Genomic DNA, 23,585 nt, shown 5'->3' on the forward strand with positions numbered 1-23,585 from the left:
GATCAAAAATTAACGATCTATTTCACCAAATACTATATCCTGACTCGCTAAAATCGCGACACCATCAGCGATCATATGTCCTTTAGTCATTGCATCATAGCTCGACAAATGAGCAAATCCAGGAGCACGAATTTTCATTCTGTAAGGTTTATTCGCCCCATCAGATACCATATAAATGCCAAACTCACCTTTAGGAGCCTCAACGGCACTATATACTTCACCACGCGGCAAACAAAAACCTTCTGTAAACAGTTTAAAATGATGGATTAATGATTCCATATCTTCTTTCATTTCTACGCGGCGTGGTGGTGTAATTTTGTGATCATCAATACGTACTGGACCAGGATTTGCTCTGAGCCATTCGATACATTGCCTAATAATTCGATTTGATTGCCTTAACTCTTCAACACGAACCAAATAGCGATCATAACAATCTCCAGTTTTGCCTACTGGGATATCGAAATCAACGCGATCATATGCTGCATAACTCTGTTTTTTGCGTAAGTCCCACGCTACTCCAGAACCACGAAGCATTGGCCCTGTAAAACCCCATTGCAATGCTTCTTCTGGTGAAACAATACCAATGTCTACTGTACGTTGTTTCCAAATTCTATTATCGGTTAATAATGTTTCATATTCGTCAACACAATGAGGGAATCGCTCAGTAAATGCCCAGAGGAAGTCCAACAGACTGCCACTGCGTTCCTCATTAAGCTTTTCTACTTCACGTTCATTATGCCATCTTGAAGCCTTATACTTAGGCATACTATCAGGCAAGTCCCGTGCAACACCACCCGGTCTATAATAGGTAGCATGCATTCGAGCACCAGATACTGCCTCATAGCAATCGAATAAATCTTCACGCTCTCTGAAGCAATATAAAAATACGGTCATTGCACCGATATCTAATGCATTAGCTCCCATCCAAAGCAGATGATTTAAAAGACGCGTTACTTCATCAAACATTGTACGGATATATTGAGCTCGTATTGGCGCTTCGATACCTAAAAGTTTCTCAATTGCACGTACATAAGCATGCTCATTGCACATCATGGACACGTAGTCCAGTCTATCCATATAACCAATATTTTGGATATAAGGTTTTGTTTCTGCTAATTTTTCAGTTGCTCTATGCAGTAATCCTATATGTGGATCGGCACGAACGATGGTTTCACCTTCAAGCTCAAGAACTAAACGTAATACCCCATGTGCTGCAGGATGTTGTGGACCAAAGTTTAAGGTGTAATTCTTTAATTCAATCATTCTTCGCCCCTTTTATCACCAATATACCGGTTATCATTACGAATAACCTTGGGCACCAAAACTCTGGGTTCAATATCTACTGGAGCGTATATGACCTTTTGTAATTTTGCGTCATAGCGCATTTCAACATGACCACTGAGTGGGAAATCTTTACGGAATGGATGTCCGATAAATCCATAATCAGTCAAAATACGTCTTAAGTCTGGATGGCCTTCAAATAAAATACCGTATAAATCATAAGCTTCGCGCTCAAACCAATTCGCGCCTTTCCACAAATGATGCACTGAAGGAACAATTAAATGAGACTCATCAAGGAATACCTTGACACGTAATCGATGATTCAATTTTGTTGAGAGTAAATGATAAACTACAGCAAAACGAGGTTTATTTAGAGCGTAAACTTTTGCTTCTTGGCGTTCTACACCTCGAGAAAACCCACTTTCAGTTGCTGAATCTGTTTCCCAATCATACTCACCATAAAGCAAATAATCCACGGCGCAAAGATCAATCAGCTGGTCAAAACAAAAAGCTTCCAGATCACGTAGTTCCAACATTATTGCTTTTAAATTTGATACGTCACACTCAAGAGTTACTTCATTGTAAGCGACACTAATATCATTAAATTGATTCGCCAATTCACGTTTGAGTTGTTCAACCAAATAATCATTTTTTGTTGTCATCTATTTGCACCTTTGATGATCTTAAGCTTCTAGGATTTTTTTGTGCCTGATTTTATTCTGCAATTGAATAATGCCATACAGTAGGGCTTCAGCAGTTGGCGGGCAACCTGGTACATATACATCTACTGGGACAATACGATCACATCCACGAACTACGGAGTAAGAGTAATGATAATACCCACCGCCGTTCGCACAAGAGCCCATAGAGATAACCCAACGAGGGTCAGGCATTTGATCATAAACTTTACGCAAAGCAGGAGCCATTTTATTGCACAAGGTTCCCGCAACAATCATTACGTCTGATTGTCGTGGACTTGGACGAAAAATAATTCCGAACCGGTCCAAATCATAACGTGCGGCACCCACATGCATCATTTCTACAGCACAACATGCCAATCCAAAAGTCATAGGCCACATAGAACCACTACGTGCCCATCCGAGAAGTTTCTCGACTGAAGTCGTTACAAAGCCACTTTTTTGCAATTCTGCAACCGCCATAGCTAGCCTCTAAGCAGTTAAATATTAATAAAAAAGGTACCACCTCTGTTTGTTTTCTTCTTTTGAAGTAACAATCAGAAGTGAATTTATTGCGCACACTTAAATTATTCCCACTCTAGTGCGCCTCGTTTCCATTCATAAATAAAACCGATAACCAATAATCCTAAAAATAACATCATTCCAGCAAAACCAAACCAACCAATTTTACGTAATGCTAATGCCCATGGAAAGAAAAACGCAGTTTCCAAATCGAAAATAATAAATAAAATGGCAACTAAATAAAAACGAACATCAAATGGGATATGAGAGCTCTCGAATGCACCAAATCCACATTCATAAGGAGAATTCTTAGCGCTATCAGGATTATGCTTTGACAAAAGGGAACCAGCCCCTATCATTGCTACGCCCAATGCCAATCCGATAATTATGAAAATAAGAACAGGTAAATATTGAGATAGCATTTTTTCACCTTGCACGGATTAAAATGGTGCCGAAGGCCGGACTCGAACCGGCACGGCTTTCGCCACCGCCCCCTCAAGACGGCGTGTCTACCAATTCCACCACTTCGGCATATTCTTTTTATTAGTAATTACTTACTTTTCCTAATCTTCTCTCTGTACTTAAGCACGGAGATAGGATGTTTATTTATTTCTTATTACTGTTATCAACAGGTACTGGAACTGAATTCGCCGGTACACTAGTTTGTTGAGGAATTATTTGCTGATCTGCTTTTTGATATTGGACAGACACCAAATAAGATAACAATAAGCTGGTGATAAAAAAGGTTATTGCCAAACCACCAGTTAATTTAAATAAAAATCCACCTGTCCCTTGGCTTCCAAATAAAGTATTCGAAGCGCCTGATCCAAAAGCAGCACCGATATCGGCACCTTTACCATGTTGGATAAGAACTAAGCCTATTAAGACTACAGCAACGATTACATGAATCATTAATATCAATTGATACATTTCACAATTTCCACAAACTGTTTCGCGTTCAACGATGCGCCTCCTACCAAGCCACCATCTATATCAGGCATGGTAAATAATGCTCTGGCATTTTTTTCATTCACACTTCCCCCATATAAAAGGGGTAAACGTGCAGCATCGCTATGATTTATCTCTGCAACCAGCTTTCTAATAAACTGATGTACTTCCTGTGCTTGTTCAGGTGATGCAGTTTTTCCTGTGCCAATTGCCCAAACCGGTTCGTAAGCTACAATACAATCACGAAAACAATTTTTGTCTTGTTGACTTACTGCGAGCAATTGTTTGGCAATTACTTGCTCTGTCTGCCCTTTTTCACGTTCAACTAGCGTTTCACCGACGCAAAGAACGGGTATCATATCATGTTCTTTTACATGGTGGAATTTTTGCGCCACAAAATTTTCATCTTCATGAAAACAATGTCTTCGCTCGGAATGTCCCACCAAAACAAAGCGACAGTTAAAATCTTTTAACATAGGCGCAGATATTTCTCCAGTGTATGCTCCAGAGTCCTTCGGATATACATTCTGGGCACCTACGCCAATTTTACATTCAGCAAGTATGTCTCTAACTTGTGGAATATAAATAGCTGGAGGCATTACTATAACTTGGACATTATTAATAGTATTAAGTGCTTCTTTAAGTTCATTACTTAATTGAATCACTTGCTGCAGCTGACCATTCATTTTCCAGTTGCCCGCAACTATCTTGTGTCTCATTAGTACACCCCCTCGCTTTCAACTGCGGACTATACCCAAACTCATTGCCGATGTGTAGTCTTATCGCGATTTTTTTATTAAAAGGTTCTGTAGAACAAAAACCAAACGTTTAACTTTATTGCTGAGCGCCCAAACTTCTCTCAATTTGACTAATATCATCGCATAGCTTTTTTGCATGCTGTTTGACTATACTCTCATCCATGCCTTCTACCATGACACGTAATAAGGGTTCAGTTCCTGAAGGTCTGAGTAACACTCTTCCTTCACCTTTTAAACTTGTTTCTAAAGCCCTTACAATTTCGATTACTTGTGTATGCTCAGCAAGTAAGGTGGCATAATTAGTTTTTAAATTCATCAAACTTTGGGGTAATAAATTTATTCCTTCAATTAATTGCTGTAAGGTTTTACCTTGCTTGACCATAATTGACAATACTTGCAATGCAGCAACAATCCCATCACCGGTGGTAGTTTTATCCAGGCAAACAATATGTCCTGAGGTTTCGCCACCAATCTTCCAATCCTTTTCTCGTAAAGCCTCTAAAACGTATCGATCCCCTACGCGTGTTCTAACAAATGGGATACCCAGACTCTTTATAGCCATTTCCAGGCCATAATTACTCATTTGCGTACCCACGACCCCACCATTTAAAACGCCTCGTTGATGTCTGTCTTTAGCGATAATATAAAGGATTTGATCTCCATCAAGTAAACGGCCATCTGAATCGATTAATACAACACGATCTCCATCACCATCTAGACCAATACCAATATCTGCACCAGTAGTTATTACTTTCTGTCTTAACAGTTCAGGAGATGTTGAACCACAATCTTCGTTGATATTAAACCCATCCGGACGATTACCAATTGCAATTACTTGGGCTCCCAATTCAGCAAATACATTAGGGGCAATATGGTAGGTTGCACCGTTTGCGCAATCAACTACAATTTTTAAACCGGATAATCGTGTTAGTGAAGGAATTGTTGATTTACAAAATTCGATATAACGCCCACTGGCATCATTAATTCGTGTTGCTTTACCCAAATTTTGCGACGGCACTGTTTGCATTTTCTTTTCCAGTTCCGCTTCAATTGCTAATTCGACGCTATCGGGTAATTTCCCCCCATCGGAGGAAAAAAACTTAATTCCATTATCTTCAAACAGATTGTGCGATGCACTAATCACAATGCCGGCATTAGCTCTCAGTGTTTGAGTCAAATAAGCAATGGCTGGTGTGGGCATAGGACCTAACAAAGCGACATCAACACCAGCAGCAGATAAACCCGCCTCCAGAGCAGATTCCAGCATGTAACCCGAAACTCTTGTGTCTTTTCCAATCACTACTTTTTTGCGATGACCATTAGCCAGTACTCGGCCTACTGCCCAACCCAACTTCAACACAAATTCAGGATTAATATTTGATAAACCTACGTGTCCTCTTATACCATCAGTACCAAAATATTTACGTTGACTCATCCTTAACCACCTCTATCAAGAATTTTAGCTTGCGTGAGCTGATATACATCGGCCTGACTAATCATGGTAATCATGTGCAGCGCTTGATTTGTTTCATCTACATCATGCGTTCTGATGATTCCCACCCCTTTCAGTGCTGCATAAACAGCTGCCGCTATACTTCCTATCAAACGCTCACCCACCTCTTTAGCAAGTACCGTCCCTATAGTACTTTTACGTGATACCCCTAAAAGTAAAGGCATCCCCAATGATGCAAAACTATCAAGATTCTTTACCAAGAGCAAATTATCTTGTACTTGTTTTCCAAATCCAAATCCTGGATCCAGAATTATATTGTTTCTTTTAATGCCTCCACGCTGACACTCAGTAATACGTTCCATAAAAAAACGAGTTACTTCAGAAAGTACACCATCTGGATAATATGGAGCATGTTGCATCGTGTGTGGCTCTCCTTGCATGTGCATTAAGCAAACAGGAACAGCCAGTTTTGCTGCCATTTCAAGAGCCCCTTCAGTGCGTAAAGCATAAATATCATTAATTACGTTAGCACCTGCACTTATAGCAGCTTCCATGACTTCAGGCTTATTTGTATCAATCGAAATACAAATATCTGAAGTAGCCCTGATTTTTTCAATAATAGGTATAACTCGATTCAGCTCCACTTCGAGTGAAACATCTTGTGCACCTGGTCGGGTTGACTGCCCGCCAATATCGATTAAATCAGCACCTTGACTTATTAATTCATTGGCATGTTCGCAAGCCTTATCAATGGATAAAAATTTGCCACCATCAGAAAATGAATCTGGAGTGACATTTAATATCCCCATAATTAAAGGCTTGTGGAACGAGTTACCTAAGGAAGGTTGGCATTGAAGCTCAAGCCAACCTGAAAATTGCGTTGGATTCACCTGCTTTTCTCACTAATAATCTCAGTGCTCTTCAGCAGGATTTACAATAACCTCATGCTCTGTTGGCTTTTCTGATGGGTGATTACTCACCTCAGCGCCATCCAGAGGCTTAGACGAATCCCAATCTTCTGGTGGCGAAGGTTCCTTACCAGACATAATTTCTTTTATTTGATTGAGGTCTATCGTTTCATATTTAATTAAGCTTTGTGCCATTAAATGCAATTTATCCATATTTGAGACCAGAATTTCTTTAGCTCGCTTATAGTTTCGGTCAATAATCGCACGTACTTCATCATCAATTTGCTGCGCTGTTCTGTCTGACATTTCTTTATGTTTATTCATTGAACGCCCTAAGAACACCTCTTCTTCCTCTTCACCAAAAGTAAGTGGGCCCAAAGTTGAAAGTCCCCAAGTTGTAACCATTTTACGCGCTATTTCAGTAGAACGCATGATGTCATTAGATGCACCCGTCGTCACGCTTTCAGGACCAAAAATGAGCTCCTCAGCAATACGGCCACCAAACAAACTAGATAATTGGCTTTCAAGACGACGCTTACTATGGCTGTAGCGATCCTGCTCCGGCAAAAACATCGTTACACCAAGAGCACGCCCACGTGGGATAATAGAGACTTTGTACACCGGATCATGTTCGGGTACACATAAACCAACAATCGCATGACCTGCTTCATGATAAGCAGTCAACTTTTTCTCATTATCATCCATCACCATGGAGCGTCGTTCAGCTCCCATCATAATTTTATCTTTTGCTTTGTCCAACTCGCTCGTATTGACTTTACGTTTATTTGCACGTGCAGCAAATAAAGCCGCTTCATTCACTAGATTGGCGAGATCTGCTCCAGAAAACCCTGGAGTTCCCCGAGCAATTGCCATGATGTCCACATTGCTATCTACTGGAACTTTTTGCAAATGCACTCTAAGTATTTGTTCACGACCACGAATATCCGGTAATGGAACTACCACCTGACGATCAAAACGACCTGGGCGCAATAGTGCCGGATCTAAAACATCTGGACGGTTCGTAGCTGCAACAACAATAACTCCTTCACTCCCCTCAAACCCATCCATTTCTACAAGCAATTGGTTTAACGTTTGCTCACGCTCGTCATGACCACCCCCGAGACCAGCGCCTCGATGACGACCTACTGCATCAATTTCATCGATAAAAATAATACAAGGAGCATGCTTTTTCGCTTGTTCAAACATATCACGGACTCGCGATGCACCAACACCGACAAACATTTCAACAAAATCAGATCCCGAAATAGTGAAAAATGGCACTTTCGCTTCACCAGCGACAGCTCGAGCCAAAAGGGTTTTACCTGTTCCAGGAGAACCAACTAATAATACACCCCGGGGAATACGTCCCCCAAGATTTTGGAATTTGGTAGGATCCCGAAGGAAGTCAACTAACTCTTTAACTTCTTCTTTAGCCTCATCGACTCCCGCAACATCAGCAAAAGTCACTTTTACTTGATCTTCGCCGAGCAAGCGTGCACGCGAACGGCCAAAAGACATGGCACCTCGACCACCCCCGCCTTGCATCTGACGCATAAAAAATACCCAAACCCCGATTAAAAGCAGCATTGGGAACCAATTGATAAATAAATGGAGAAGGAAACTTTCTTGTTGTTTTTCTTGGCCGCTTACTTCGACTTTACTTTTTAGTAACTCGCCTAACAAAGCATTATCTTGCATAGGCATGTACGTTACAAAACGCTTATTATTTTTAGTCATCCCCTTGATGATTTTATCGTCCTCAATGGTGACTGAATTAACCATACCTTGATCGACTTCTTTCAAAAACTGGCTGTAAGAGAGCTTCTCAGCAACCGAGTTTCGAGGGCCGAAATTACTGAAAACTGAAACAAGCACGATCGCTATAATCAGCCATAAAAATAAATTCTTAACCATGTCGTTCAAAGTATTAACCTCGTTAGTGACGTACAGCTTTTATATTATGATCGAATTCTTAAATCATAAAGTTACTATAAATTGTATCCCTTTGCCAGCAAATAGGTTTCTTTTGAGCGAGAGCGAGAAGCTGAGGGCTTTCGAATCACTACTTTCTCAAAAGAAGCTCTTGCTTGTCTTACTAAATCATCAAAACCAGCGCCATGAAAGATTTTAATTAGCATGGAACCTCCTGGTTTTAGCATTTTTTCTGCAAAATCAAAAGCCAATTCAACTAAATACATCGCTCGTGGAATATCAATTGCAGTTGTACCACTCATATTTGGGGCCATATCTGATAATAACAAGTCAACACTATGTTCTGGGATTAAATCTTTTAACTTTTGCAGCACTTCATCTTCCCGAAAATCCCCAAGAATAAAATCCACATCAGGTAAGGCATCCATAGGCAAAATATCGAGGGCAATGATACGCCCGCGACCTTGCAACCGCTCAGAAACATACTGTGTCCACCCGCCAGGAGCTGCCCCTAGATCAACTACAGTCATCCCTGGTTTGAGCAAAGACTCTTTCTCGTCTACTTCTTTTAACTTGTATATAGCGCGACTACGATAGCCCTCTGCTTGTGCTTTCTTAACATAAACATCATCAAAGTGCTCTTGCAACCATCGCTTACTGCTTTTAGTACGCTTCATAAATTTATATAGAGTATCAATTTGACCTATGATACTGAATTTCACTACCTTTTCCCAGCAAAACGTGCAATAATTTACCATTTTATCATTCAGTCTCCAAATAGCTATGTTATTGGAGTGTATTTAAGGAACATTACAGTGGATACTGCACTCAAAAAATCGCTTAAAGCCCAAGCACATCATTTAAAACCCGTCGTGCTTCTTGGAGCGAAAGGATTAACTGAAGCCGTTATTGCGGAAACGGATATTGCATTAATTTCGCATGAACTAATAAAAGTGAAAATTAACGGGGCAGAAAGGGAAGACAGAATTATTATGGCAGATGAATTATGCCAGCAATTACAAGCCGAACTCGTACAAATGATTGGCAATACATTAATTATGTATCGTAAAAATGAAGAGAAACATAAGTGACAGAACTACGAGTATTGTATACACTAGACTTTACAGTTTAGCAAAAACATATATCCCCTTCTAAGCCATTCACCTATTTAAGGTGCTGAGCAAATGAGGGTAATTAAATCATCGTATGGCCTATGATCCTAAAATACATACCAAATGCTCTAACTTTATTGCGTCTATTACTAATCGCACCTTTCCTATTTTATTTATACCGTCATGAGTACGTTATCGCTTTTTATTTATTTATATTTGCCGGATTAAGTGATGGCTTGGATGGCTTTTTAGCCCGTAGTTTTAACTGGCAAAGCTTTTTTGGATCTTTTGTTGATCCGCTGGCAGATAAATTATTAATTGCTTCCAGCTTTATCTCTTTAGCTTTAATTGGTCTGTTGCCTTGGTGGCTTGTCATTTTGGTTTTCCTAAGGGATTTAACAATTTCTTTGGGGGTAGTTGCCTGGTATCAATTTGTTCGCCGCAAACTTGATTTTCAACCCACATTGCTCAGTAAAATCAATACTGCATTACAACTCATTCTAGTTACTTCCTGTTTATTTGAATTAGCTTATTTTGAATTTCCTTCTTATTTGCTCAATGTTCTAATCATTTTGACAACGTTTACAACAGCGATTACTTATATTGATTATATATGGACTTGGGGCAAAAAAGCGTATCCCAAAAAAGAACCATCATAATGAATAAGCAGTTGGCATTAGCGATAAAATTAAACGATGAGGCAACCCTTGTTGATTTCAATTGGGGAAGTAATAAACTGCTGCAACAGCAATTACATCACATGCTCACTCATAGAGAAGACCGATTGCTTTACCTTTGGGGAAATTCAGGGAGCGGCAAAACCCATTTATTACAAGCGTGTTGTCAAGCCATAGATTCTCAATCTGCAATCTATCTCCCTTTGACTTTTCTCAAAGAATGGGGTCCACAAGCCATAGAGGGCGTTGAAGACCAAGAGCTGATCTGTATTGATGATATAGACGTTATAGCCAAAGATCCTGAGTGGGAAGAAGCTTTATTCCATTTGTATAATAAAATCAAGGACATGGAAAAAAGTATTTTAATCATCTCCGGAAACCAATCCCCTACCACCATTCCGATTCAACTGGCTGACTTACGCTCGAGATTAAGTTGGGGTTTGGTAATTCAATTGATGGAATTAAGTGACGAAGATAAAATTAATACTTTGAAATTGCATGCACTAAAAAGAGGATTTGATTTACCAGAAAGTGTGGGTCAGTTCCTGCTGAATAGATGCTCTCGAAATATGCATGACCTACATCATTTGCTTAATCGCTTAGATGACGCATCTCTTGCTGCACAGCGAAAAATAACCATCCCCTTTGTAAAAGATATCCTGAATATTTAACTTTAAAAAGTCGACACATTCAATATTATCTATATCGATTATATATTACATAAAACAGCACGACGGATCTATATGTTCCTGCTCACAAGAAATTTTCGGTCGTACGGCGGAAGGCTCCTGGGGTTTAAGAAAAGAATAATAATTTCCACTGGTTCGTATATCGATAGCAATTCGCTCATGAACAGAATCATCAATAACCAGTTCCTCATCAACATCCATGTGCCCTCCAGCTTGAGTTAATCTCTTAGCTAATCGAGCAGCATCAATAACTTTTGTTTTTAGACGCTCTAATTTATGAATTTCTCTATTTATTAAACTCTTATCACATAATTTCTGGATATTCTCTTCATTTAGACCAAACCAACTGCTTACTAATTTGTCCAGTCCAGGACGCTCAACATACCAATAAATGCTAAATGCCGCTAATCCAACCAAGGCACTAAAAAGTATTACAGGCCAAAAAGCAGGAGTTAATGGGTTTATTAGAAGACCAGACATGAAAAGAGCTACTGATTGGCCCGCGAAGAACCCTCCACCAAAGAACAAAATCCCCGAAACGCCCGAAATAAGAGCCTTAGCTATACTCATGTTCTCACTTGTGAGGGCCAACTCAAATTGCTTACTTTCTTCAGTGAGAAAAGTAAAACGATTTTCCAGCATAGAAATGATGTATTCCAGTTGTTTTAAATTGTCTGGAGATAAATCTGAAAGTGAATATTCATTTATTTTTTTTCTAATGGATTTAATCATTTTTAATTGCAAAAAGTATGCATCTAATAACTTATAGGCTTCACTAAGTTTAACTCCAAAAGCTTTCGAGACTTTTACTAAGTCAAATCCACAAAAAACAATTACGGAAAGAAAGGAGAATGCAAATCCAGCGGCAAGAATCATTGAGGAAGATAGGTTGAAAATACTCAACATCGTCACAATGCCATCAAATCCCTGGCATGCTGCGACCAAAATACCTGCCATAGTGAGCAAAGTGAATTTAATTTTGTCGATCGGAGTATTATGCTCCTCTTTTTGAGGAAGCTTAACATCATCCCCTTTCATAGCAAGAAATAAATCCTGCATTAATGCCGTTCGTAATGATACAAGAATAAACTCAATTTTTTGGTGTTGTTCCTTTGATTTCCTGGGGTATTTGGGCTCTTTATTTAACCAAGATATCAACGTCAGAAGATCACCAGATGTAGCAATAGTTCTAAGCTCACGTGAGTGAACTTGAGCCTCTGATAAATATTTCTTTATTAATTTTTGAGAATGCAGATTGATTGGGATACTCATTTTTCGTAACTGCTTTCAACTTTACTCCATAATTACACTGCATAGTACAATAGAACTCTCCGAGATGAACATAGTTTATCCAAGCCATCTTAAAAAATGTCTTAATAAATAAACAACTTACCCGATGCCATTTGCAATTGAAATTCTTTTTGATCAATTTATATTCATATCGTATAATTAATGTGCGAACATTGAGTAAGGAAGCGAACATGAAAAAAATTATTATCGCAGTATTAGTGTTTGTACCTACACTTTTTTTAAGTGGTTGTTATGTCACTGCAAATCCCAATAATGGCTACTACTATTCAGGCTATTATCCAAACAACTATTATTATTCAGGATATTACCCTAGTCGTTATTATTACCCTGGACGTTACTATTATTCTGGTTTGGGCTTAGGACTGGGGGGTATAGGTTTGGGCTATTGGGGTGGTCGTAGCTGGAACAGAGGCTGGCATGGCAATTGGCATCGAACTGGTTGGCACGGTGGTTGGCGAGGGGGTCGCGGTCACTGGAGGTAAATAAATTTCGTCAACCTAAATTCTGTACGGATTTAGGTTGACGCATCTTCAATAACTAAGACTTAAATGAAATACGAATTCTAAAAATCCTGTCTCTTAATGTTGTTCAAATCCTGACTGAATCATAAAACATTTAGATACAGAGTATTCAGCCTCTTTTGCCTCTTGCTGCACGTCTGTTTTTTTTCCTGAAATATAACGACTTAGTCGTGGTGACAATAACCACATAAGGAAAGCAATAATTAGGGTGACAATACCGATACAAGCAAATACATGAGTATAAATCATTAATGAGCCGACTCCAGGTTTAATTTGCTCAGGGAGTGCGGTATAGGATGCGACGGTAGCACCAATAAATCCGGCGATTGCAGAGGTTAAAAACCACATCCCCATCACAAATCCAGCAATTTGGGGAGGTACCAATTCTGCAACCATAGCCACCCCCAGTGCTGATACCAATAATTCACCAATACTTTGAAATAGATAGCTAATAATTAACCACCAAGAAGAGACCATCCCCTGATCGGTGTAAAAATAGCGCGCAAAAAAGAGCATTAAAAAACTAATTCCGCACATCGTCATTCCTAAAGAAAATTTATAAGGAATAGAAAACTCTATGCCTTTTCTATGAAGGAAACTATAAAAATAGGCCAAAACAGGACTCATCAATACAATCCAAATAGGATTTAGCGCTTGGAAGCTTTGGGCATCAATCGTAATTCCAAAGAAAACGGGAATTACATTATGCACTGCAAACAAATTTAAAGATGTTGGCATTTGTTGATACAAAGTAAAGAAAATGATGGCTTCTAACATCAAGGCCAAAGCAACCAACATACGCATCTTAATCATTTTGCTTTCATTACGAATCATGAATAAGTAATAAGCGATTACCACAATGGTAATAAACCAGAACAAATTTTTTGTAAGCATCACATGTTGTAATAAATAAGCAGACCCCTCGGTGAGACAGACTATCCCAATCAATATCAACAACCAGTGGACAAACGAAATTCTTCGTTTGTCCGCATCAGTATTGATATGAGCAACAAATTGATGTTGAAGCCAATAATTTGCCAAACCAATTAATAAACCAATCGCACTCATCAAATAAGCATAAGAATAACCATAACGACTTGAAATTGCTGGGCCAGCAAATAATGCAATCATACTTCCCAAATTGATTGCCATATAGTACAAGGTAAAACCACCATGCAAACGCGGATCATTTTCCTCATAACACTTAGCGAGTAAATTCGATGGATTTGCTTTAAACAAGCCATTTCCAACACAAATTAAACCCAGTGCAAAAAATACATGCTCTTTATCAGTAAGTGCCAAAGAAAAATAACCTGCTGCCAAAACAATAAGCCCCAGAACAATGGTACGTTTGGTGCCTAATACTCTATCCCCTAAATACCCACCAATAACTACCATACCGTAAACTAAAGCTGAATAGGCACCAAAGGTATAATAAGAAACCATATCGCTGTAACCCAAATAGCGAATAAAAAATAAAGTTAAAATCCCTTGCACAGTGTAAAACCCAAACCGCTCCCATAATTCCAACATAAAAATCATGTGAAATGCACGGGGTTGCTCGCGAAGTATATTCACCATGAGTTTTTCCTTTTGGGGGGTAAATTTTTAAGTTAAAGGAGTTTTTAGTTTTTTGCAATGAACTTCGGATTAAAAATAAGTGTCTCCAAAATCTCATGATAAAAGAAAAAGCTATTTATTAATAGGTACTTATCTCGTGCTGTGAAAATCAAGTTTAAGATGAATAGATTTAATTCAGAACTAATCGATTTTCCTTTTCGACTTTATTTAGCGAACTTTTCATAGGCTGAAATAGTGGACTTGTACTTTTGAATGATAAATCCGCATCGTCTTTAGATACATTTTGCGCGGACTCATTTGCCTCTTTCCCCCCCCCAAAAAAACATCCTAACATCAAATCGGTTGAGTACTCTTCCTTAGGCTTATACGTTTGCGTTAAATCATCGACGCTATCGCTAACTAAAGAGCTAATTTTGTTAACTACCCATTTTCCTAATTGTATAATCGGTACAATCAATCGCGCTACAAGGTATGCAAGTGAAATGACGGATACTGCGGTTAATATCCCCAATCCTACCAGCGGAAAATATAAGGACACAATTAAGCCGATTAAAGCCAATGCAGACAAACTAAAACCAACTCCCTTATCCATGATTTGTACAAATCCTGCATTTTTTATTTTGTTGTTCAAATCCAACTCTTTTAACTTAAGTTTAATCAGATGATCTTTTTTTGGATTAAAACGAGCTTGTAACGATGAAATCTGGTCACATAAAAAGATAAGCTCCTGTTCATTAATTCCATCACTTAATGCATTTCTCAGCGTTATTGCTTCTGTCTGAATCAATTTTATTTTCTCTTCAGCCTCGACAATTAATTTTCTAGTTGCTCTTCGTTCTTTACCCAAACGCCAACGTTCCTGGATTGTTCTACCTAATAAAAATATGCTTAAAAGAAATGCTATTGACGATGAAGTAAAGCCAATTGCTAATGCAATAGGAGGAACAGCTATCGAAGTGATCGTCAGTGCTAACAATACTGCAGAAGCAAACCACTTCGCATTATTGTTCCTATCAGCAGGAATTTTTTCACCTAATAGGTAACAGGTAAGATAAATAAAAGGGATAAGAAGAAAATCCAATACTGCAAAAGCAATTGAACCGATACCTAATCCAAGCTTCAATGAGTCAGTAGGAGCAATATTATTAAAAGTTCTTATAGAAGAACTAATCTGCATTATTGCCTTTCCTGAACCACCTGTGGTTTTGATAAGTTGCGATAAAAATAATACTTTCTTTAAGACTTTTTCAGGATCTGCCTTAGAGAATGAGAGTTCGACCCCATAATCAATTGGGCGTTGTATTTCTTCAAGGACTACAGTTGCCTCGAATAGAGCATTAGTAATCTCAAATTCTCTCAACGTGACCACCAATTATACATTTTGTTCAGGACAACATAATATACTATTTCACCACGTTTTTGGTAATTTTTTTTCCAATATAAACGAGAACTTGCTAATCCAGTATAAACTCAACTATATTTCCTCATAGAGACTAAATAAATGCGATAAAAAAAATCATTATGTCTAAAAAAGCCCTTTATTTGGCAGGTGGTGGTGCTCGAGGCGCTTATCAAGCCGGTGTTTTGAAAGCCATTGGCCACATATTACAAGTTAAAACTTTACCCTTCGAAATGGTCAGCGGCGTAAGCGTGGGAAGTATGAATGCAGCAGTGCTTGCGGAAAATGCCGATGACTTTCCAACGGCACTTGATAAACTCGAGACTATTTGGAGTGAAATTCATTGCCAACACGTCTATAGAGCCAGTAACTTTGCATTAAGTAAATCAGTGATGCGCAATATGAGCACAATGATGATTAAGCAACGGCAAGCGGCGCATTTACTTGATACAACACCTCTGAAAGAGATGATAACAGATGGCCTTGATTTCAATAAAATTGCACAAAATATAAGTGGAGGCTATCTCGATACTCTAGAAATAATCAGTAATTGTTACGAAACTCGCCAGACTATTTCTTTTTACGAACACAATAATCCTGAATTTATGGACTGGAATTATCCACGACACGGTAGCAAACGTGTTAGTTTCCAGGCTGAGCATATTTTAGCATCGAGTGCCTTACCTTTATTTTTTCCCACAGTGTTACTCGACGGTTTTCACTACGGTGACGGTAGCGTGGGTCTGGCTGCGCCACTTCGAGGCTCTATACGTTTTGAAGTTGATAAAATTCTAATTTTAGGAACCCGAGCCCTGCCTACCTTTGTTGAGCAGGAAACGTTACGTAATCATGATGACATTCCTTTTTCGCATATTTTTGGGAACATGCTCAATGCGCTGTTTTTGGACAATCTTGACCGTGATATTGAAATGGTCAATCGAATGAATGAAATTGCGATGTTACTGGGGATGTGGAAAAAGCGTCGCTCTCCATGGCGGCCGATTACGACCTTACATTTACGTCCAAGTAAAGATTTAGCTCCTTTAGCACAAAACCATTTTAAAGCGCTTCCTACTTTGCTCCGTTACCTCCTCAATATTTTAGGAGAGAAAAAACATTCTGGTGATCTGTTAAGTTTTGTTCTTTTTGAACGGGACTACACGCGCGATTTGCTTGAGCTAGGTTTTCAAGACACCATCAATAATGCCAAAGAAGTTATGGCCTTTTTTGAGTAATTTCCTCAATTACGAAGCAGACCCCTGATGCAGCACATCCGGGGTTAATCTTCAAGTTATCCTGGAGTACGCAATAAGGTCAGGACTTCTTCAGTTTCGGGCATCATTCCGTGCCAAATAAAAAAGGATTCAGCAGCTTGTTCTACTAACATGCCTAAACCATCCACTGCCTCACAGCCAAAATCACGAGCATATTGGACAAAAGCCGTAATATTGTTTTGTTTATAAGACAGATCATAACAAAATGGTTTTGCTGACATACATTCTGTAGGTAACGCCACAAACTCGCCCGCCAAACTGGCAGAAGTTGCATTAATCACCAAATCAAATGGTCCTTCCACCTCATTGAGACTCAAACATTTTGTTTGCGGGAAAGCTTGTTGGAAGTCTTTCGCTTTAGCTAAAGTTCGATTAGCGATGATAAGCTCCGCTGGATGATATTCTAATAGAGGATAAACTATTCCACGAGCAGCTCCTCCAGCCCCTAATATTAATACCCTTTTGTCATACAATGAGATATAGCGATGCAAATCACGAATAATCCCAACACCATCGGTATTGTCCGCATGCAATTGATTTGCTTCCATCCATAACGTATTTGCAGCTCCAGCATTTGTACAACGTAAGCTACATTGTTGCGCCATCGCAAAAGCTCTCTGCTTGAATGGCAAAGTAACATTAAGTCCCTTGCCTCCTAGAGTAAAAAATTCAGATACTTGTTGTTCAAAAGATGAATCATCAGCCTTAATTTTTTCATAGGTCAATTGCACATCCAGCTGTTTGGCAAAGCACTGATGAATTATCGGAGATAAACTATGCGCAATGGGATTACCCATAACTGCAAAACGCTGAGACATTTTACACTCCTAATCTGTTTAATTTGTTGCCTTGTTACTCATACTTTTACAATAAAAACTTATCGATAAACGTTTATCAGACAAATTATCAAGGAGCGAGTCGTATTTCCAATAAAATAGTACAAAATTTAATTTTTCTTGAAAAAAATTCATCTCTCTACAAATAATTAAAGTAACCGAGCTTTTTTGTCTATCAAATCCCTTCCAATGATTGAGAAACAAAGGAGCGTAATAAAATACTCTATTGAGTTAAGGAAAATTCAATGAGCGACTTTTCCGAAAATGAGAAACATATTCTAAAAAACAGTCCCTTATTAAACTCTTTATCCGAGGAAAACTATCAAGCATTTATGGGGATTTCATCACGATCTACCTTTGGAAAAAGCAGTGTTTTGCTTAAAGAAGGTGAGCTAAATGATGATTTTTTCATTATTGTTTCCGGGACTGTTGGACTTTATAAAAAAGAAAATAAAACTTCTGCTTCTGAATTGATAGGGACTCTGACTGCTGGAGAAACCATTGATGAAATGAGGGTTATTCAAAACCGCACGTGTGCCCTGACGGTAATTGCAATGGAAACAACCGTTGTATTACAAACGTCTATCAGCAAATTACATGCTTTGGAAAATCATCAGTGCCATGATGCAATTGTAGCGTCCGTCATTAAAATAATCAGCGACCGTTTGTTTCACAGCAATGAAACCCTTCTCGATAAGATCCATGAAAAAAAGAAAAAGAATAAACAAATGCTTTGTGTCTTATTCGGTGTACTTGTGCTGTTTATTTTTTTATGTGAAGTGGGTTTAGGTCTGTATTACACGTTAAAACCTAGTAATTTTTGCAATGATTTAAATTCACTTCCAGCTGAAAACTCTAAAATAGAACTCTAACCATACGATTAATGTACATTGTAGCCTGGGTTAGACGAAACCGTAACCCAGGCTATAAATTACTCGTTAACTTACCATCAAACTTTTAGAAACTACTTCCGCCAAATCGCGTGATAATTCCAACTTAGCCAACTGTTCTAAGTGATTGCGCATCAAAGCCTGTCTCGCTTTATCGTAGCGCTTCCACCGAGTGAATGGATTAGCCAAACGGGCTGCAATTTGCGGGTTAATTTTATCTAAGGTCACTAACATTTCAGCTAAAAAGGAATAACCACTTCCATCTAAAGCATGAAAATTACGCGGATTTCCCATACAAAATGCGCCGATTAGGGCACGAACTTTATTTGGGTTCTTAATGCAAAATGCAGGGTGTTTTAATAACACGTTCACATGAGTTAACGTTTCCGGTAACTCACAGGTCGCTTGGATAGCAAACCACTTATCCAAAACCAAATCATTTTTAGACCATTGCTTATAAAAATCATCAATTGCTTGTTCTCGTAAGCCTTGATTCGTGCAATTAACTAATAAGGAAAAACTGGCAATTTGATCGGTCATAGTCTGTGCAGCCATAAATTGCTGTTGGCATAGGTCTAAAGTTGAAACTTCCTTAGCTTTCATCATGAGCCATAAGCAAACATTGCGCAATTTTCTACGTCCATATGCCGGACCATTCATACGATGATCCTCAATTTCCCATAACTGCCCATAGAGAGAATGAGCCGCTTCATACAAATACCAACCCAATTGCTGGTGGAAAAAATCACGGACATTTTCTACAGCACTCACATCCACACTTTCTAATCGTGTAGCAATATCCTCAAATCCTGGAGGAGTTAGCAATTCTGCGCGAAGATCAGCATCAAGTGAATCATCAAGTAATACATGTTGAAACGCAGAAATTAAATCAGATGGAATGTTCCATTGACTCGATGGTTGATTCAAGCATTCCTTAATGCAATTCAAAATAAGATTTTGTGCTGCATCCCATTTAGCATAACCATCTACTTCATGGCGCAATAAAAAGAGCAACTCGTCCTGACTCAAATCGTGTTTCAATTTAATCGGGGCAGAAAACTCGCGTAATAACGAGATGACCGGTTTTTCATTCAAGCCAGTAAAAGTGAAACTTTGCTCCACTTCCTTTAACTCCAAAATATCGTGCCCCACCGACATTTGATGTCCATTAGTGTCAAATAAGGCAATTTTAATGGGGATATGAAATGGTTTTTTATCATTGCATTCAGGAGTTGAAGGACAACTTTGTTTCATTTTTAAGGTCAGTTGACCTTGTGCATACTCACTAGTAACGGTTACTTCGGGAGTTCCTGCCTGGCTATACCAGCGTTTAAATTGAGTTAAATCGATCTGATTGCTTTCTTCCATTGCAGCTACAAAATCATCGATAGTGACAGCTTGACCATCATGACGTTTAAAATATAAGTCCATGCCATGACGAAAGCCCACCTTGCCCAGCAGCGTATGCTGCATACGGATGACTTCAGCCCCTTTGTTATAAACGGTTGCCGTATAAAAATTATTTATTTCCTGATAAGACTCGGGTCGCACAGGATGTGCCATTGCTCCTGCATCCTCGGGAAATTGAGCACTTCGTAATACCCTGACATCCATAATGCGATTCACATCTCGTGAATTCATATCCCGGGAAAATTCCTGATCCCTAAATACCGTTAGTCCTTCTTTCAAACTTAGCTGAAACCAATCACGGCAAGTCACTCGATTACCGGTCCAATTATGAAAGTATTCATGGGCCACCACACCCTCGACATCTGCAAAATCTTGATCTGTTGCGGTATCAGGGCGCGCAAGAATATACTTGGAGTTAAAAATATTTAATCCCTTATTTTCCATGGCCCCCATATTGAAGTCACTAACCGCTACGATCATAAAAATATCCAGATCATATTCACGACCATAAACTTCTTCATCCCAGCGCATGGATTTTTTCAAAGACTCCATCGCATGACCACATTTATCTTCATTTCCAGGTTCAACGTAAATACGTAAGTCAATAGTACGACCCGAACAAGTAGTAAACCTATCCTGAACACAAGCCAAATCTCCTGCGACTAAAGCAAATAAATACGATGGTTTTTTAAAGGGATCATTCCAAACTACCCAATGGCGCCCATCGTTAGTGGCGCCAGATTCAATTAAATTACCATTGGATAATAAGATAGGATATTGCTTTTTATCTGCAGAAATACGTGTTGTATAAGTAGCCAAAACATCAGGTCGATCAAGAAAATAAGTGATGCGTCGAAATCCTTCTGCCTCGCACTGCGTACAAAATAGATGATTGGAGCGATAAAGCCCTGATAATTGGGTGTTATTTTGAGGATAAATCCGCGTTACAATATTTAATATCAGTTCATCGGGACAATTTTCGATAATTAGCCCATCATCATCGAGGGTATAAGCGGATGGTTCCAGCTTTTGGCCATTCATATGCACGCTTATCAATTCCAACTCATCTCCATATAGGTGCAAAGGACCTTTATGTTGACGGATTAACTTAAGTTCACTATTAACCAAAGCATGATCATCATACAAGTCAAAATTTAAATTTACAGTCTCTACTGTAAAAAAAGGGGGCTGGTAGTTTTTTAAATAAACGGTAGTGTTAGGCATGATCATTACATCCTACGCAAAATGCGATTAAGTTTATTGAGTTATATAACAATTTTCTTAGTTTAGCCTATAATGATTATAAAGGGGTAACTTCTCAGGTCAATCTTTATAAATAGAACGAAGTTAGCTGAAAATTCATTATTGCATTTACCCGTAAAATGCAATAAATGTAAATGTAAAGAAACACAAATATATCCTTATATAAGGATAAAAGGGGATGGCATATGAACACTCAAGACTTTTTAACTGGTTATACCAAACGCTTTGTAGATAACAAAGAAGAAGAGATGAGTTTGGAAGAATACCTGGAGTTGTGTAAAAATGACCCGTCTGCTTATGCTAATCCAGCGGAGCGCTTATTAATGGCTATAGGCGAACCAGAGATGATTGATACACGCCATGATCCTGTTTTATCAAGGATTTTTTCCAATAAAATCATCCCTCGTTATACTGTATTTGAAGATTTTTACGGCATGGAAGAGCCTATTGAGCAGATTGTTGGTTTCCTAAAACATGCAGCCCAGGGACTGGAAGAAACCAAACAAGTACTTTATCTCTTAGGACCGGTTGGTGGTGGTAAATCTTCTATCGCTGAAAAATTAAAAGATTTAATGGAAAAAACACCCTTTTATGCCATTAAAGGTTCCCCAGTATTTGAATCTCCCTTGTCTTTATTTAATCCAATAGAAGATGCTGAATTACTCCAAGAACGTTTCGGAATTCCCTCCCGCTACTTACGATATTTAATGTCACCATGGGCCGTTAAACGCTTACATGAATATAATGGAGATATCAGTAAATTTAGGGTAGTTAAAGTCAAACCCTCTCGTTTAAAACAGATTGCCGTTGCCAAGACAGAACCAGGCGATGAAAACAATCAGGATATTTCTTCATTAGTAGGTAAAGTTGATATTCGTAAATTAGAAGAGTTTTCTCAGGATGATCCTGATGCATACAGTTATTCTGGTGGCTTATGCCGAGCAAACCGCGGTCTTCTAGAGTTTGTTGAAATGTTTAAAGCACCAATCAAAGTGTTACATCCACTATTAACTGCGACTCAAGAAGGCAATTACAATGCCACTGAAGGATTATCTTCCATCCCATTCGAAGGAATTATTTTAGCGCATTCGAATGAATCAGAATGGCAAACATTCAGAAACAATAAAAACAATGAAGCATTTATAGACCGTATTAACATAGTCAAAGTGCCTTATTGTCTGCGCGTTTCTGAAGAAATTAGAATTTACCAAAAACTGATTGATAATAGTTCGCTGACTCATGCACAATGCGCCCCCGGCACTTTGGACATGTTGGCGCAATTTTCAGTCTTAACCCGTTTAAAAGAGCCACAAAACTCCAGCATTTACTCCAAAATGCGCGTGTATAATGGCGAAAGTTTAAAAGATACCGACCCGAAAGCAAAATCATATCAGGAATACCGTGACTTTGCCGGTGTCGATGAAGGAATGAGTGGTGTGTCCACCCGCTTTGCTTTCAAAATTCTATCTAAAGTGTTTAATTTTGATCATAGTGAAGTAGCAGCGAACCCCGTACATTTAATGTATGTTCTAGAGCGTCAGATTGAACAAGAACAGTTTCCGCAAGAGGTACAAGAATCTTACTTGGCATTTATCAAAGAATATATGGCACCCAAGTATGTTGAGTTTATTGGCAAGGAAATTCAAACAGCGTACCTGGAATCCTATTCTGAATATGGTCAAAATATCTTTGACCGCTACATAACCTATGCTGATTTCTGGATTCAAGACCAAGATTATCGAGATCCAGATACTGGTGAAATTTTTGACCGTGCTTTATTAAACCAAGAACTAGAAAAAATAGAAAAACCCGCAGGAATATCAAATCCCAAAGATTTTCGTAATGAGGTGGTGAATTTTGTTTTGCGCGCTCGTGCTAATAACCGAGGCAAAAATCCTGTGTGGAACAGTTATGAAAAACTAAGATCTGTGATCGAGAAAAAGATGTTCACCAATACGGAAGATTTATTACCCGTTATTTCTTTCAATGCCAAAGCATCTGAAGATGATAAGAAAAAACATGAAGAATTTATTTCTCGAATGATCGATAAAGGTTACACACGCAAACAAGTACGCTTGCTTTGTGAATGGTATTTGCGAGTACGTAAGTCACAATAATAAAAACGGTTCTCTCATACCTATGA

The 23,585-nt window shown here is 38.7% G+C and carries 22 protein-coding genes and 1 tRNA gene; 7 read left to right on the top strand and 16 right to left on the bottom strand.

Translation table 11 applies throughout. The annotated features are described in order from the left end of the window. Positions 1-9 precede the first annotated feature (9 nt). The 11 genes from ACWTEW_RS08795 to rlmE form a co-directional block, all read right to left on the bottom strand. Complete coding sequence (locus ACWTEW_RS08795; RefSeq protein WP_454781312.1) at positions 10-1,263, bottom strand: NADH-quinone oxidoreductase subunit D; 1,254 nt, start codon at positions 1,261-1,263, stop codon at positions 10-12. Then, positions 1,260-1,943 carry an NADH-quinone oxidoreductase subunit C gene (locus ACWTEW_RS08800; RefSeq protein ID WP_454781313.1) on the bottom strand — a complete coding sequence of 228 codons (684 nt, stop codon included), beginning with the start codon at positions 1,941-1,943 and terminating at the stop codon, positions 1,260-1,262. Before ACWTEW_RS08800 ends, ACWTEW_RS08795 begins: the two co-directional genes overlap by 4 nt. 21 nt (positions 1,944-1,964) lie before the next feature. After that, positions 1,965-2,441 carry a NuoB/complex I 20 kDa subunit family protein gene (locus ACWTEW_RS08805; protein WP_058467432.1) on the bottom strand — a complete coding sequence of 159 codons (477 nt, stop codon included), beginning with the start codon at positions 2,439-2,441 and terminating at the stop codon, positions 1,965-1,967. Between the two features lie 104 nt (positions 2,442-2,545). Next, the gene (locus tag ACWTEW_RS08810) at positions 2,546-2,902 is read right to left on the bottom strand and encodes an NADH-quinone oxidoreductase subunit A (protein WP_454781314.1); all 357 of its coding nucleotides are present in this window, start codon (positions 2,900-2,902) and stop codon (positions 2,546-2,548) included. A gap of 24 nt (positions 2,903-2,926) precedes the next feature. Continuing rightward, positions 2,927-3,011, bottom strand: a tRNA-Leu gene (locus tag ACWTEW_RS08815). A gap of 75 nt (positions 3,012-3,086) precedes the next feature. Beyond that, on the bottom strand, positions 3,087-3,410 hold the full coding sequence (secG, locus tag ACWTEW_RS08820) for a preprotein translocase subunit SecG (RefSeq protein WP_454781315.1): 324 nt from the start codon (positions 3,408-3,410) through the stop codon (positions 3,087-3,089). Next, positions 3,398-4,147, bottom strand: coding sequence for a triose-phosphate isomerase (tpiA, locus tag ACWTEW_RS08825; protein WP_454781316.1), 750 nt, complete (start codon positions 4,145-4,147; stop codon positions 3,398-3,400). The genes secG and tpiA overlap by 13 nt, the downstream gene beginning before the upstream one ends. A 115-nt stretch (positions 4,148-4,262) precedes the next feature. Next, the gene (gene glmM, locus ACWTEW_RS08830) at positions 4,263-5,621 is read right to left on the bottom strand and encodes a phosphoglucosamine mutase (RefSeq protein ID WP_454781317.1); all 1,359 of its coding nucleotides are present in this window, start codon (positions 5,619-5,621) and stop codon (positions 4,263-4,265) included. Positions 5,622-5,623: 2 nt separating this feature from the next. Beyond that, positions 5,624-6,529 (bottom strand): dihydropteroate synthase, encoded by a 906-nt coding sequence (gene folP / locus ACWTEW_RS08835; RefSeq protein WP_454781318.1) that lies wholly within the window; start codon positions 6,527-6,529, stop codon positions 5,624-5,626. Between the two features lie 21 nt (positions 6,530-6,550). Then, a complete protein-coding gene (gene ftsH, locus ACWTEW_RS08840) occupies positions 6,551-8,461 on the bottom strand; it encodes an ATP-dependent zinc metalloprotease FtsH (protein WP_454781701.1) in 1,911 nt (636 codons plus the stop codon). Positions 8,462-8,535: 74 nt separating this feature from the next. Further along, positions 8,536-9,156, bottom strand: coding sequence for a 23S rRNA (uridine(2552)-2'-O)-methyltransferase RlmE (rlmE, locus tag ACWTEW_RS08845; RefSeq protein WP_454781702.1), 621 nt, complete (start codon positions 9,154-9,156; stop codon positions 8,536-8,538). A 138-nt stretch (positions 9,157-9,294) separates the two neighbouring features. Between rlmE and yhbY the strand changes: the two genes are divergently transcribed. The 3 genes from yhbY (at position 9,295) to hda (ending at position 10,939) form a co-directional block, all read left to right on the top strand. Then, a complete protein-coding gene (yhbY, locus tag ACWTEW_RS08850) occupies positions 9,295-9,570 on the top strand; it encodes a ribosome assembly RNA-binding protein YhbY (RefSeq protein ID WP_454781319.1) in 276 nt (91 codons plus the stop codon). A gap of 122 nt (positions 9,571-9,692) precedes the next feature. Further along, a complete protein-coding gene (locus tag ACWTEW_RS08855) occupies positions 9,693-10,250 on the top strand; it encodes a CDP-alcohol phosphatidyltransferase family protein (protein ID WP_454781320.1) in 558 nt (185 codons plus the stop codon). Then, positions 10,250-10,939: a DnaA regulatory inactivator Hda gene (hda, locus tag ACWTEW_RS08860; RefSeq protein WP_454781321.1), complete on the top strand. Its 690-nt coding sequence runs from the start codon at positions 10,250-10,252 to the stop codon at positions 10,937-10,939. The genes ACWTEW_RS08855 and hda overlap by 1 nt, the downstream gene beginning before the upstream one ends. 45 nt (positions 10,940-10,984) lie before the next feature. Here hda and ACWTEW_RS08865 read toward each other — a convergent pair whose 3' ends face one another. Further along, on the bottom strand, positions 10,985-12,229 hold the full coding sequence (locus ACWTEW_RS08865; protein WP_454781322.1) for a hypothetical protein: 1,245 nt from the start codon (positions 12,227-12,229) through the stop codon (positions 10,985-10,987). A 209-nt stretch (positions 12,230-12,438) separates the two neighbouring features. Between ACWTEW_RS08865 and ACWTEW_RS08870 the strand changes: the two genes are divergently transcribed. Further along, a complete protein-coding gene (locus ACWTEW_RS08870; protein WP_454781323.1) occupies positions 12,439-12,750 on the top strand; it encodes a hypothetical protein in 312 nt (103 codons plus the stop codon). Positions 12,751-12,846: 96 nt separating this feature from the next. Here ACWTEW_RS08870 and ACWTEW_RS08875 read toward each other — a convergent pair whose 3' ends face one another. Further along, positions 12,847-14,370, bottom strand: a complete 1,524-nt coding sequence (locus tag ACWTEW_RS08875) for an oligopeptide:H+ symporter (RefSeq protein WP_454781324.1) — start codon at positions 14,368-14,370, stop codon at positions 12,847-12,849. A 169-nt stretch (positions 14,371-14,539) separates the two neighbouring features. After that, entirely contained in the window at positions 14,540-15,739 is a 1,200-nt protein-coding gene (locus ACWTEW_RS08880) for a hypothetical protein (protein WP_454781325.1), read from the bottom strand. Between the two features lie 152 nt (positions 15,740-15,891). Here ACWTEW_RS08880 and ACWTEW_RS08885 point away from each other — a divergent pair, with 152 nt between their 5' ends. Next, complete coding sequence (locus tag ACWTEW_RS08885; protein WP_454781326.1) at positions 15,892-17,004, top strand: patatin-like phospholipase family protein; 1,113 nt, start codon at positions 15,892-15,894, stop codon at positions 17,002-17,004. 56 nt (positions 17,005-17,060) lie between these two features. On the opposite strand, the gene aroE is transcribed toward ACWTEW_RS08885, so the two are convergent. Continuing rightward, positions 17,061-17,861: a shikimate dehydrogenase gene (gene aroE / locus ACWTEW_RS08890; protein WP_454781327.1), complete on the bottom strand. Its 801-nt coding sequence runs from the start codon at positions 17,859-17,861 to the stop codon at positions 17,061-17,063. Between the two features lie 263 nt (positions 17,862-18,124). On the opposite strand from aroE, the gene ACWTEW_RS08895 reads away from it, so the two are divergent. Next, positions 18,125-18,751, top strand: coding sequence for a cyclic nucleotide-binding domain-containing protein (locus ACWTEW_RS08895; RefSeq protein ID WP_454781328.1), 627 nt, complete (start codon positions 18,125-18,127; stop codon positions 18,749-18,751). A gap of 66 nt (positions 18,752-18,817) precedes the next feature. Here ACWTEW_RS08895 and pepN read toward each other — a convergent pair whose 3' ends face one another. Beyond that, a complete protein-coding gene (gene pepN, locus ACWTEW_RS08900; protein WP_454781329.1) occupies positions 18,818-21,403 on the bottom strand; it encodes an aminopeptidase N in 2,586 nt (861 codons plus the stop codon). A 224-nt stretch (positions 21,404-21,627) separates the two neighbouring features. Here pepN and ACWTEW_RS08905 point away from each other — a divergent pair, with 224 nt between their 5' ends. Next, positions 21,628-23,559, top strand: a complete 1,932-nt coding sequence (locus ACWTEW_RS08905) for a PrkA family serine protein kinase (RefSeq protein ID WP_454781330.1) — start codon at positions 21,628-21,630, stop codon at positions 23,557-23,559. Positions 23,560-23,585: the final 26 nt, after the last annotated feature.

The organism is Legionella stuttgartensis, assembly GCF_977063405.2.